The sequence below is a fragment of the Bacteroidota bacterium genome (genome assembly GCA_016706865.1).
Classification (GTDB): domain Bacteria; phylum Bacteroidota; class Bacteroidia; order Chitinophagales; family BACL12; genus UBA7236.
Genome location: JADJIS010000003.1, coordinates 1473941 through 1486983, shown reverse-complemented (window position 1 = coordinate 1486983; position 13043 = coordinate 1473941). Strand labels below are relative to the sequence as shown.

The 13043-nt window shown below is 34.0% G+C and carries 15 protein-coding genes and 1 pseudogene; 1 reads left to right on the top strand and 15 read right to left on the bottom strand.

Translation table 11 applies throughout. The features are described 5' to 3' along the window. Window positions 1-26: 26 nt before the first annotated feature. The 11 genes and pseudogenes from IPI31_15740 to IPI31_15690 form a co-directional block, all read right to left on the bottom strand. Window positions 27-452: a DUF1801 domain-containing protein gene (locus IPI31_15740; protein MBK7569271.1), complete on the bottom strand. Its 426-nt coding sequence runs from the start codon at window positions 450-452 to the stop codon at window positions 27-29. Window positions 453-538: 86 nt separating this feature from the next. Next, window positions 539-1180 (bottom strand): class I SAM-dependent methyltransferase, encoded by a 642-nt coding sequence (locus tag IPI31_15735; GenBank protein ID MBK7569270.1) that lies wholly within the window; start codon window positions 1178-1180, stop codon window positions 539-541. A gap of 82 nt (window positions 1181-1262) precedes the next feature. Then, window positions 1263-2432 carry a DUF418 domain-containing protein gene (locus IPI31_15730; GenBank protein MBK7569269.1) on the bottom strand — a complete coding sequence of 390 codons (1170 nt, stop codon included), beginning with the start codon at window positions 2430-2432 and terminating at the stop codon, window positions 1263-1265. A 204-nt stretch (window positions 2433-2636) separates the two neighbouring features. Further along, entirely contained in the window at window positions 2637-3992 is a 1356-nt protein-coding gene (locus IPI31_15725; protein ID MBK7569268.1) for a hypothetical protein, read from the bottom strand. Between the two features lie 164 nt (window positions 3993-4156). After that, window positions 4157-4507, bottom strand: a complete 351-nt coding sequence (locus IPI31_15720) for a hypothetical protein (protein MBK7569267.1) — start codon at window positions 4505-4507, stop codon at window positions 4157-4159. A 283-nt stretch (window positions 4508-4790) separates the two neighbouring features. Beyond that, window positions 4791-5288 carry a hypothetical protein gene (locus IPI31_15715; protein MBK7569266.1) on the bottom strand — a complete coding sequence of 166 codons (498 nt, stop codon included), beginning with the start codon at window positions 5286-5288 and terminating at the stop codon, window positions 4791-4793. A 282-nt stretch (window positions 5289-5570) separates the two neighbouring features. Further along, window positions 5571-5984 carry a hypothetical protein gene (locus IPI31_15710; protein ID MBK7569265.1) on the bottom strand — a complete coding sequence of 138 codons (414 nt, stop codon included), beginning with the start codon at window positions 5982-5984 and terminating at the stop codon, window positions 5571-5573. Between the two features lie 5 nt (window positions 5985-5989). Next, a pseudogene (locus IPI31_15705) lies at window positions 5990-6243 on the bottom strand (hypothetical protein). A gap of 144 nt (window positions 6244-6387) precedes the next feature. Further along, on the bottom strand, window positions 6388-6882 hold the full coding sequence (locus IPI31_15700; GenBank protein ID MBK7569264.1) for a hypothetical protein: 495 nt from the start codon (window positions 6880-6882) through the stop codon (window positions 6388-6390). A 166-nt stretch (window positions 6883-7048) separates the two neighbouring features. Beyond that, a complete protein-coding gene (locus tag IPI31_15695) occupies window positions 7049-7942 on the bottom strand; it encodes a trypsin-like serine protease (protein MBK7569263.1) in 894 nt (297 codons plus the stop codon). A 160-nt stretch (window positions 7943-8102) separates the two neighbouring features. Beyond that, window positions 8103-8873 carry a hypothetical protein gene (locus tag IPI31_15690; protein ID MBK7569262.1) on the bottom strand — a complete coding sequence of 257 codons (771 nt, stop codon included), beginning with the start codon at window positions 8871-8873 and terminating at the stop codon, window positions 8103-8105. Window positions 8874-9294: 421 nt separating this feature from the next. Here IPI31_15690 and IPI31_15685 point away from each other — a divergent pair, with 421 nt between their 5' ends. Then, window positions 9295-10557: a T9SS type A sorting domain-containing protein gene (locus tag IPI31_15685; GenBank protein ID MBK7569261.1), complete on the top strand. Its 1263-nt coding sequence runs from the start codon at window positions 9295-9297 to the stop codon at window positions 10555-10557. A 92-nt stretch (window positions 10558-10649) separates the two neighbouring features. Here IPI31_15685 and IPI31_15680 read toward each other — a convergent pair whose 3' ends face one another. From IPI31_15680 to IPI31_15665, 4 genes are all read right to left on the bottom strand, one after another. Further along, on the bottom strand, window positions 10650-11024 hold the full coding sequence (locus tag IPI31_15680) for a hypothetical protein (GenBank protein ID MBK7569260.1): 375 nt from the start codon (window positions 11022-11024) through the stop codon (window positions 10650-10652). Window positions 11025-11201: 177 nt separating this feature from the next. Next, window positions 11202-11993 (bottom strand): hypothetical protein, encoded by a 792-nt coding sequence (locus IPI31_15675; GenBank protein MBK7569259.1) that lies wholly within the window; start codon window positions 11991-11993, stop codon window positions 11202-11204. Next, entirely contained in the window at window positions 11990-12391 is a 402-nt protein-coding gene (locus IPI31_15670) for a hypothetical protein (GenBank protein ID MBK7569258.1), read from the bottom strand. Before IPI31_15670 ends, IPI31_15675 begins: the two co-directional genes overlap by 4 nt. Beyond that, window positions 12391-12837: a response regulator gene (locus IPI31_15665; protein MBK7569257.1), complete on the bottom strand. Its 447-nt coding sequence runs from the start codon at window positions 12835-12837 to the stop codon at window positions 12391-12393. The genes IPI31_15670 and IPI31_15665 overlap by 1 nt, the downstream gene beginning before the upstream one ends. Between the last annotated feature and the right edge of the window lie 206 nt (window positions 12838-13043).

The following is a 13043-nucleotide window of genomic DNA, read 5'->3' as shown; positions in this document are numbered from 1 at the left end:
GATAAATGCCATAATTAGCTACTTTTTTAATTCTTGGATTCAGCTCTGTTTTGTATTGCCTTTTTTAGTATTTCTAAATTAATATCATTTATAGATTTAAATGTGATGGCATAACTACCCACTTTTGCTGTGCCTATAGTTTTGCCGTATGTGTTCATTAAGAATTTTCTGTCATTTATGCCCATTATATGAACGGCAAGCCCGGTTGGGTTGGCTAATAACCCAATTCTGAAAAATTCTCTTGTGTTTCCGTCTTTATACGTTATGATGTAATTTCCATAACCAATAGTGGGGTGAGCTACTTGTTTACCCTCTTCATTTTTCCCATCGAAATACCATTGTTTACATTTCGGCATCAGTTTAAGAATGAGATTGTGCAGATCTTGCATTTCACTCTGCTTAGGCTCGGATTGGCTTCTAATTAACTCTTTAATCTGTTCTTGTATGTTCATTTTTTTAAATTCTGATATTTTTTGCATTGCATCCGCCGTGACTGCTTTCATAGAATTACTTCACCCGACAAATTGACAAACCGATATTAGCCGATCGTTTTTTTCTTCGCTGTTAATATGGTATGCATTTCAATTTCATTTACAGATCTTTCATATTCCACTTTAAATGTATTAAATTCCTCAAATTTGTTTTCCATAAGTTTCGCTTTCAAATCGTCTAAATTGTGAAAATAAAAGTAACTTCTGTCGCCGGTACTACTCACTTGAAAGTTTGAATTGATAGGATCACCTTCTACAAAACTTATATAAATCAGTCCCTTTTCATTTAGCAATTTATAACAGTCGGTAATAAGTTTTTGGCTGTCTTCCTCCGACAAATATGGCAAACAAAAACCACAAACTATTCCGTCATATTTTGTTTTTATTTCATCAATTTGTCTGATGTCCATAATTTCAAAACTTGCTGATGGATTATTCTTTTTCGCAAGTTCTATCATTTTTGGCGCTATGTCAATGCCGTAAATATCAAAATCTGGTCTTTTTGATAAAAGATACTTTGTAATGTTCCCGGGTCCACAACCAATTTCTAATATTCTTGCATTATTCCTTGTAATTGAATTACAAATAAAATCATAAGTGTTATTATACAAGTCCAAGTCCATAAACTTGTCTTGATAAAGTGAAGCAACTTTGTTCCAAGTTTCAAATGTTTCTTTATATCTGTCCATTGTTGTGTTGTTTCCTAAAGTGCGGTTTGAGGTTCGCAACAAATTTTGTTAATGGCGATGTTATCTGTATTTCCTTCTCTGTTCATTTTCTTAATTGAAGTCGTTTCCAATATGTGAGTTGTCTCCAAATCCATTCTGTTGGGCCATAACGGAATTGTTTTAACCAATAAGCACTAAACACAATTTCAAAAAATAACCAAATGAAAGCATACAACCAAATTATGTGAACAGGTAATTCGCCTAACTTGTTAAAACCAAAACTATATAACAGAATAATTAGAAATATTGAAACCATTAAATAGTTTGTAAGTGTCATTCTGCCCAATGCCTGCAATGCTGAAAAAAATTTATTCATTCCGAAAGTGATATAGGCTATAACTAAAACGCTAACATAAAAAGTTGTTGTAGATAGAACACCTAGTGATAAAAGTGGAGAAAGTATATATTGATTTGCATGAATAGTTCCGTTCATTAGCAACCACCTAAAAATAAAATATGCAACCATAAATGGTGCTGCGTACAAAGCAATCTTTTTAAATGTTGATTTTTTTGTTTCTACTAATTGAAAAAACTTGATGCGTAAAAGAAAATATCCAAATAGAAACCTGCCAAGCGTTTCTATAATGTCATGTAAATTACTGCCCGAAGCGATAAACATGCGGTAATAGAAATTGATATTGAATTTAAAAATTTCAAGCATTGTTCCCTGCTTATATTGATTGTAAAGTTCTTGTATATCAGAGTCAGTAAATGTTTCAGGCTGGTTACGGAGCAAATATGAAATAAATACAGGAATGAAAAGCATAAATAATACAGCACAAAATAAAATTGTCTGGTTGGATTTATTTCTAAACAAAAGCAGAAGAATCCCACTCATTGAATAGAGGTTTAAAACATCGCCCCACCAAAAGATGGAATGAATAACTCCGAAAACAAATAACCAAAACATGCGCTTAACGAAAAAGAAATTCGGGGTAATGTTTTTCTTTTCTAAACTTTCAAGAATAAGGCCGAACCCGTAGCCGAAAAGAATTGAAAATAATGTCATGAATTTCCACTCAAGAAAAACAGCATTGAAACTCATTAAAAACCTGTCCAACGAAGATGAAATGGAATTTAGAATTGGTTCTGGTGTTTGCTGCTCAATATAAGAAGTGAAGTTCGCAATCAAAACACCGATTAGAGCAAACCCTCGAATCACATCAACAATGATTGCTCTATCCTTTTGTTCTGTGGGTAAAGTTGCTGTCATGCGTTTGTAAAGTTAATTAGAATTCCGAAAGTAGGAGTTAACACTTTCGCGCAAAGGTTGCACATAATGTTTTCGGGTTTTGCGTTGGTGGGCTTTTGAAACCGTAAACTGTCTACCAGCACCAAAGTTTTTTAATTCTTCAAACGTTTATATTCGCACTATCCGAGCCCACTAACGTAAAACCCTCGTTATGCATAGCTTTTGTCATTTCCTTAAATTGTAATTTAGTCCCAATTGAACACTCAGATTGCTTTGAAGATAAGGATTAGAAATTGTCCAGCCTTTTGTTTTTCCAATGAGACTGATAAAGCCATCAAAATTATTCTTGAAATGATATTTGGTACCAACGCTAATTTGCCCACCCGGAATTTTAGTATTGTCGTAGAACGTATTAGGTTGATTCCAAAAATTTAATACTAAGTCAGATTCCCATTTTTCGGAAAACGTATAATTATATAATCCTGCCCCGGCCCCAAATCCACTGACTGTCTTGTTAGAATAATTATGAATGTTAAGTAATAAATCAAACTGCTTGTATTTTACGGGAATAAAAATAGCAATGTCATTTCCAAAATGGGTCGGAGCATATTGAGTAAAGACATTGAAGGATAAATTGTAATTTATTTTTATCCTATTGATAAAGAAAATTGCTGGATTAAGGAAATTAAGCAGGGATAAATTCTTTTGATTTTTTAAATATGATTGCTCTTCAGATGAGAGGTCTGAAAATCCTATTCTTCGGTTTACACCATCCCCTCCGGGAAATGAATCTCTTGAACTGAAAGGCACTGATGGATTGAACATATCATATACCCATGCAGTTAAATCTGCTCCAGCGTAATCTCTTTCCATTGGGTTTTTACTTTCGTGTGGTGGTGCCAGAATTTTTACAGAGTCACTAATTGAACTTGTTGAGAATTTAAAGTAGTTAAAAACATAATAAGCATTATAAAGAAGAAGAGCATTTTTATTTAAAGTTCTATTTTTATAAAAATCATTCAGAGTGGTCTTTTGATTTAATGCTATTTCGTATTGAACACCTGCCACATACGAATGCAAAAGATTATTTATATTTTCATTTTTTTCGTGCGTCAATGTTGAGTCAGAAATACCATATACAGTTCCATCCCATCTATTCAATAACCAATTACCATTTTTGGATGAAATATTATCAATACCTAAAACAGACCTGTGAAATTCTTCGTGTCCCCATACACCTAAAGGAATTGGAAGTTCACTACCATATTGAGAGAAGGCTAAGCTAAGTCCGTATTTGAAAACGGCATTTCCGATTTTTTTGCCATTGGTGTATTGTTTGTTTTTTGAAATGAATATTTTGTCTCCTAATGCATCAATGCCCCAGAAACTTAATTCGTAGAAGTCATTTGATAATTCAAAAGCCTGCTGCATGGTAGGTATGTTATAGGGTAAAGTGTAATTTTGGGGAAAGTCAAGAAGTGGTAAACTCAGTTTAAGTTTGTAAATAGCTGTGTCCTGTCCGTAGGAAATATAAGTTAAAGTCCATAGAACAACGCTAAGAAAAATATTTCTACTCTTCATTGATTTGTTAATTTAAAGTTATGCATAACGTTTTTGAAGATTTGCGAAGGCGTGGACGGCAATCGAAAATCTTTAATAAAAATACGAAGTTTTGGGTTATTGAAATTATTCTGGGGGATATGTCGAACCACTGACGTAATTGCGTTTGTGATTGCCCAAGTTTGTTATTTAGTTGTTGGATAAAATGATTTTGTTACTTCAATTAGCCCTATGATATGGTTATTAAATTCTTCCAATTCATCTGATGGAACCCAAAGCTCGTTGTGGATTTTTCCACCTACATTTTGGATTTCAAACTTGTTAAGATATTCTGTCTTAACTGCGAATTTAGTAACAAAACCTGAACCTGAAGCGTCAACATTCCAATCCCTTGCTATTTGAATTGCATACTCTTCATTCATCACAGGATAAAAGATGGGTTGTTGAGGAAGCCGTGGTGGAAATTTTTTCCAACCCGATTGCTCAATTAAAGCTAGTTCCTTTGGGCCAACAGGTCTGTAAAGTGTAGTCGTCATTTTGCAAATTCGCACTAAAGATCATGAATAGTTCACACAGTTCAAATCTAAATTTGCTAATATTATAAACTAATTTATTGCCATGTTCATCATTTAAATCGTAGCTAAATTTGCAGAAGTCTATTTCAGAATAGTTGTCAGTAAATGTTTGATATTCTGTTTCTGTCATTGAACTTTTGTTATTCAGACCATTGGCTACAACTATTTCCGGGTTTTGTGTTCGGGCAGGTACAAGAGCGCAAGCATCATTTTCCAGTTGGTGATAATATGCAGTTATCTATGGTTATAATTTGATACTATAAAATGTTCTTTTAAACTTCTCACTATAAAGTCCATTTTCAAGATCGCCACTCGTAAAAAGAATTAATGTTTTGTCTTTGATTACAAAAGCATTAAAAACTAAATTTTTGTATGAAGTTTTGTCCTTAGTTTCAGTATATGATATATAAAAAGCATTGTAACCATTTAAGGTCGTGTCTTTCTTAACCAAGTCGGTAATTTTATAGCCACTTAGCAATGACATATTCATTAACATATCAAGTTGTTCCTTGGCCATGGAATCGGTGAAATTTTGAGCAATAGTGAATGAATAGGCAGTTGGATTTACTGTTTGTAGGTCGGAAGGGCCATTTTTTGTAAAAACTTTTGTCCCTTGAAAATCCGCAGCAAAGTGAAACGCTGTAATAGTAGTATCAACGTTCAGGTCTTCAAGCTTTATTTGCCCAAACGACAAGTTGCATACCAAAAATGCGAATAACAGAATAGTTAAATTTATTTTCATACTGATTTTTTTTTAAATGGTTTTCCCATTAATTATAGCTAAGGTTTTGCAGATTTAAGATGGTGGGAAGACGATCGAAAATCTTTAATAAAAATACGATAATTGCAGATAACGTTTTGGTGTTTGGTGAAGAAGCGGATTTCGAACACAAAAATGTTTGCGAGCACTGATCGTGATACGAAGCACAAAGCTTCATTTAAGCACTGCACCCGCTTTTTTGCTAAACCTTGTTATAGCCAGTTTTTATATTCATGCATTCCACTGCGAGATTTTACTTATGGGTTAACTTTCATTTTTTAAGTCAATGGTTATTGTTCCATTCTCTTCAACTTCCCATATTGTCGCAGTCTCAATGTTAATGGAATTCAGGAGTAAAAAATTTTCTACGTGCTGTGAAATTAATTCCGGGTTTTCCACGCTCGTTGAATTATTCAGTCTTGGCAACGAAATAATTGCAGCATCTTTGTTTTCAATTCTCCTTATTCTGTCAATAAGGATTTCAAGATTTTCTTTTGTATAATTCGTTGTTGTGGCTTTGGCAACATTGAGGTTTTCATCAAATATAAAATAGTCAGTTACAAAAATTGAGAAAAATTGATTATCTCTTTTATCATAATAGAATATTTCCGAAAGTCGTTCTGACGGTTGTTGAAGTCCAGTCGTTAACCAATTATATATTTGTTCTTGCTTACTCATTCCTATTACTCATAAATTTTAGCTCCTTTAAAAATGTCGGCAAATGTTGACCATTCAGGCTTATTTGCGTTTACATTCAGTTTCATATTGTCGTAATAACCTTGAACGTCTTCTGTATATGCACCTAGCGCTTCTAAAAAGTCAGGCAAATTTTTGTTTTCCCAATTTTCAGGATTGTCCAAAAAGTCCTTGTGAAATAAGTCAAGGAACTTACTAAAAGTTTGTCTGTTACTTTAAAGTCGTTAATTAAGTCGTTCATAAAAATTGGTTTATAACGGTTTCAGGCTTCGCGTTGATGGGCTTTTGAAACCGAAAACTTTCTGCCAGTATCAAAGTTAATTAATTGCTCAAATGTTTTTATTCGCACTGTCCGCCCACAAACAGAAAACTCCTGTTAGTTGCATTATTTGCCTGCTTTTACTACAGTTAATACCCCATCTTTTTGCCTTAATAGAAAGTCAAGTGCTTGTGGCGGATAAGCTATTTGCTCATTTAATGCCCAATAAGTTATGGTAAAAATTGAAGTAAAATCCGATTTTGTTTTCAAAATTAAGGTGCTTGTATAGCTTGTATTTTCTCTTAAATATAATCCTTCTTGTAATGCTCTATGCATTGATTTTATTGCAACAGGAAATTCGTTCCACTTTCCATCGAATTCTATATTTTGATTTTTATCCATAATTACACTAATTGGGATAACATAATTTTCCGCTGTATCTTGAAACATAGACACAGTATAAAGTGATGAATCGGCCTTAACGGTCAAAACTATTGTAGGATCTCCTGTTTTTGACAATTTAATTTTCGCATTCCAATCCAATGTGACCTTGCTTTGGCTAAAAGTGGAAGTAATTGAAAATGAAAGTAATAAAAATATATAATACCTAAATTGTTTCATTTTTCTGATGTTGATTTTATTTTATAATTTCAACTAACGTTTTGCAAATTTTCGACAGCGGACTTTTCAACACAATTGGTCTTTCGGTAAACTGAACTTTCTGTCCACTTAAACCAGCCTGCGGAGAACGAAACTCCGCCTAATGCAAATGTGTTTTTACAGGCATTTAATTCTCTGATTCATCTAACCATTTTGTGAATATAGATGTTCTTGTCCATTCCATTAATTGTCCGTAGTAGCCTGATTTATTCAATTGTGTTATGTCGTAACTTACACCTGAACAAATACCAATCAACTCCCATTCGTTACCATTTTTTCTAAATAGACCGCCGCCACTGTCACCACCAGCAGATATGTATTCCAATGGTCTTGGTGTGGGACTTCCTAATTTATTACAATCCTTTCGAGTAGGATGGTCAAAATCACAAAATAGCAAGGTTTGATTACCAAGATATAATGGTCCGCCAATGCTGTCCACTACATTTTCACCTGCAATTTTCTTGTTGAAAGAGCCAACTAAATCTGGTTTGTCTGCAGGGCCGGATACCCCAAATCCAACTCCGACAACATCAGCATTTAATTCATCTGCAATCGTGTTGAGTTTTGCCGGCTTAATGTTATTTATAGGATTCTCTAATTCAAGAAGGGCAATATCACAAGTCCCTTTTGTCAGACTGTCTAGATAGTATGGATGTATCCATATGTTATTTACTTTTACTTTTTGTCCATCGAATACTAAATTCACATTAGAAATATCAGTCACTCTATGATTGTAGGTAACATAAACAATTATTGTTTGGCCGTTAAAATTAAGGGTGTCAGGTCGAGTGTCACTGTCAATAAACACATGTGCAGCACTCAACACAAAGCGGTCACTAATTAATACACACGAACCACTTGCTAAAGTGTCTTTGTAAATTCGTCCAACACAATCAAATTGTTTTTGGGCGGCTAATTTTAAATAGATTTTTTCATCTACATCGTGTCTGATAATACCTGAAAAAAATGTCAGGAAAATCATTGCACTTAGAGTGGTTATGATTACTGTTTTATGTTTCATTGGTTGTAGTTATAAATTGATTGTGACGTTTTGCCGATGTGCGATGGTGTTGAAGGCAACCGAAAACCCTTAATAAAAATACGAAGTTTTGGGTTATCAAAAATTATTCTGCGGAGGTAGTCGCCCCGCCGGCTCAAATGTGCTAGTTAACGTAATTAATCTATTCTTCTGTATGTTCATTCTCAACAATTTCTGCCACAAATGTCCCTGTTTTGTCTTTGTAAATTAACACTAGTAAATTTGCTCCGCCTTCTTGATAGGATCTTTTTATTTTGAGTAAATACTTGTCGTTTTGCTTGACAACACTTAAAATTTCGTCATTTGCTCCATCGTCATCTTTAAGCTCAAAATATGGATAGTCTGCTTCGTAATTTTTATTCTTAACCATTTTGACTAGCCCTTCATATTTTGATTTTTGGTCATAGAAAACAACAGGTGTGTTAATTGAACAACCGGTTAAACCATCATTGTCTGAAACGCCGATTCCAAAATAAGATGACGCAATAAACCAAACCTCATTGTCGTCAAAAGTTATTTTTTTGTTCTGCGTGGTTTCAATTGGTTCATACAGCTTGCGTCCGTCGACATAACCCTCGATATCTGCTATTTTTATTTTAACATATTTAAACTCCTGACAATAGTCATCAGTCGGTCTGGCTTTATGATAATTGTCGCTTACTTCTACAACATTAACAAATTGCTCATTTAAATATGAAATATCTTTGATTACATTAAAGTTTTGGTCTAAGAGTGAAATGCTGTCGCCAAGTAAAATTGCTTCCCCATTGACTTTGTAAAATGTTATTTTTTTATATGTCGTATCAATATTTACACTTGCAACTATGCGTATGTTAGACATATTAGCAATGGTCTCCGCTTTTCCATATGTAGTAAGTAAAGCAATGCCTATAATAAAAGTAAGTCTGTTCATGTTATATTGTCAAGTTTAATTTCCGCTAACGCGCGCAGATTTTCGACGGCGGGTAAGGCAATCGAAAATCATTAATAAAAATACGAAGTTTTAGGTTATCGAAAATTATTCTGAGGCAGATGTCGCCCTGCTAGGAAAAAGATCGACCGACACTTTGCTTATATCGAAGAAAAAACAAAGGAGTATCTGCTTCTCTAGCATAAAACTATCACACCAAAGTAAAATGATCTTGTCTTGGTCAACTTTTTCAAAATAGTTTTGTTCTTTTCTTTAAAGGCTAGTTTAACAACTATAAATTAAGCATGTTGCTTCTTAATATTAAGTTACGGGCAAAATTTTGACTATATAATAATATGAACCAGGCCGTAAAATAACCAAATACAAGTAAAAATTGATTCTTTTCCAAAATATAACTATAAAAATGCGATTGCTCGGGTCATTGTCCAAAATAACCCTAACACCATATTTTTTCATTATTTCCCTCTATTCTTTTGGTCAATCGCTTGTGCCTAATGGTGGTTTTGAGACCTATAGTTCGCTGCCAAACGACGATTGCGACTGGAGTCTTGCAACAGGATGGAACAATGCCGCTACAACCGGCTTCTGCAACACGTCGAATGGCACGCCAGACTATTATCATATTTTAGGCACTGGATTTTATTCCGCACTCCCTACCAACTATTTTGCTGATGTATTCCCCTTTGAGGGAGATGCTGTTATGGGAATTGGCGGTAGAGTTAACTTATCCCCAGACAGCAGAGAATACATTGCCATTCCACTCACTTCCCCTTTAGTGGTGGGTGAGACCTATATAATGAGTTATTCTATTGCAAATGGCACACCAAACGTAGGTTGCCTTTTTATTGATGGTTGGGGTGCATCACTCAGTATTGGGCCTATATTGCAACCACCAGGTACAGATAATGTTATACCAATTGTAGACTTCGATTATTTTGTACCTGGAGTATTTAGCGCAGAGGATTGGCAAACGTATACATTTACTTTTACAGCTGATCAAGCGTATGATACATTTACCTTTGGGAATTTTTTTACAACAGCAAGCCAAACAGTAACAACTTTTGGCGCAGGTTTTTTTAGGGTGGCATATATTTTTTTAGATGATATATCCATTATACCAGTAATACCATTACCCATTGAATTAATTTATTTTAATGCAATAACTGAAGATAATAGAACGGTTAAATTAGTATGGGAAACAGCTTCTGAAATCAATAACGACTTTTTTACCATCGAGCGATCAATTAACGCCATGGATTGGGAAATTGTAACAACAGTTGATGGAGCAGGTAACTCAAACACCTTCAAAAATTATGTTGCAAAAGACAACAACCCTTATTCGGGGGTTTCTTATTATCGCCTGAAACAAACCGATTTTAATGGACAGTTTGAATATACATCCATTAAAAATGTAAACCTAAAAGAATTATTTGCGGAGTCTGTTGAAATATACCCCAATCCAACCGATAATCATATAACAATTGTTGGCAGTGCTAATGAGTTGTCAGAAGTTCGCATATTTAATGTAGTTGGCCAAGATGTAACTAATTTGACACGTATAAATAGTTTAAATTCATCAACATTATCGATAGATTTATCGCAATTAGCAGGAGGAGTGTATTATGTAAAAACAAAAACTATCTCTTCACATGTTACTGTCAGATAGCCACAAGTCGGGCACATACAAAACGAGGGAAAACCATGTCCACAAAAAGGACAAGGACTTTTTCAATACCAAGTTGGATTTTGCATTTGCATTTACTTATGTCTATAGTGGTGAGTTAATTTGTCAACAATTGTTTCAAGGGATACTGATTTGTCATTAATACCTTTTCTATCAAAGTCAAACATTTCCAGCAAGGCAGTAACCGCTTCCATTTTCCAAGCGTCATTATTTGGATTTAATTGTTCTACATAACTTTTAAGGTTGTCAAAGTTTAATTTCTCCTTGATTTCTAGGTTTAATTCTGCAATCAGGTCTTTAGGTTCTTGTAAATTAAGTTTTGGCCAGTCAGTAACGGCACTAATTAAAAACGCTGCTGAGGTCTTAAAATTGTTCTCTGTCGAGTCATTTTCAATAGCATTAAACAACTCGTCAAAACTTATGAAATTATATGTGGTTTCTGTCGTCATAAAGTTGCTGCTAACGGTTTACAGATTTGCGTTCGGGCGAGTTTCGGAGCACAAAACTGTCAACCGGCACTGAACTTGAATTGAAGCAGAAAGCTCCAAGTTTGCACGTCAGTCCGCCTGATGCAAAACCCGTGTTAGCGGTTCGGGCTTCTTTTATTTCAATATCAATTATATTATTCAATCGTTGTCAGGTGTTATTAATTTATGAAATTCATTTCTTTTAATTTCAACAGTATGAAACCCATTTGTAATAAGTGATTCTTCTAATTTGTATTCTTCTGATAGGAACATATAATACTGCGCATCTGTCATGCTGGGTGCAAGTATACCCAAATAGTGATTTGATATTGGTTCATAATGATTGTGAAGGTGATATTTGAAAGTCCACCCTTGTTTCAAATCCTTTTTTACTGCTTCTAAAATAACTCCCGGTTTAGGAGGCCAAGGTTGGTCGCTAGCAGCAAAATAAACCTTGACAAGTTTTAATGAATCGTGTAATAATATAAACCCGTGAAATTCTGTTGGATGACTTAACAGTGGATATCGGCCTATTTGATAATCTAGTAATTGAGCCTCCAAATAGTTTATAGGTCTTATTGTTCCAATAGTTTTAGAATGAATAAGTTGAGCATTGATGTTATCTCCATTATCTGTATTAATTGATTTGAATGAAACGTCTTGATAAGCTAACTTTTGAACAATAAGATTTAATGTGTCCTTGCCTAGTAAGTTATTCAATGAATCTTTATATAATATTAAGGAAGACGGCTGAACAAAATTTGTGTCCCATAAAAATTTGTCATTCTTAAATTCCCAATATTGAAATATTTCCGCCCCATTTTTTTTAATCACAATAGGTGGAAGTGTCTTCAGAGAAAAGTGTTGCCCATTTACATTGTTATTACAACTTATTAAAAAAATAATGACGGATAAAAATATACTACTTAATAACTTAATTTTTTTATTCATTTATTTTCTTTTATGCAAAATTTATTTCTTAGGTTTTCTGATCTAGCCTGACCGCTAACGTTTTGCAGATTTGCGATGGCAGGATTTTTACCACTAATGTTGATGCGGAGCACAAAACTTTGAGTTACCATCAGCCACGGCTTATCTGCGGAGCACGAAACCCCACCTATTGCAAATGTGCTGTTATCTGCTTTCCTTCTCTCCGTCCAATGTCTTGTCGTTCCAGGTTTGCAGTCATTTTGTTCAAAGCAATTTACATTCAATGCTGTGTCGGTGCAAGTTAGCAGTCCCGTGCGGTGGCTTGCAAGCACTATTATTTTTTTTGAGTTACATTTTGTAGCGGCAAAAAAATAAAATGTGATTGCAAATGCGTTGTTGGTATTGGTTGTTTGATTCATCAAAGCCGAAGTAGAAAATTTGCTTTGTTGAAAAAGGAATTTTGATAAATATAAGACGTTGTTATTACTTTGTCCAAAGCTTGTTTTAGTCCTTCAAAACTATTTGGTTTATTGATATAAACATTTGCTCCGTTCATAAATGTTTGTTCAATGTCTTTCTCCGACAATGAGGTTGAAAAAATAGCAATGGCAATGTCCTTTAATTTGTAATTAGCTCTGATTTCCTTTAAACATTCAAGACCGTTTTTTCTTGGCATGTTAAGGTCAAGGAAAATAAGTTGGGGTAAAATATTGTCTGCATTGTTAAGGTATTCCATTAATTCAACACCATCATTTACGGTGTGAATGATGGTGTTTATTTTCAATTCCTTTAAAGCATCCACAAAAAGCAGACGGTCGTTCTCCTCATCATCCGCAAAAAGTATATTGAGCGATTCATTTATCATTTTTATTTGTTTTTTAAAAGCTCATAAAATTTATTTGTTGATATTCCTTATCTGGGTTCGCCCTTTATTAATTCTCTGAAATAACTTCTCCTATTTTTACTTCACCCAAACTAATTAGAGAATATTTCAAGTCCAATTTATTCAATTGTTCTTTAAGTATTTTTTTGTAAATTGTATTTATGTCGTAATTAATATAAAGTGTCATG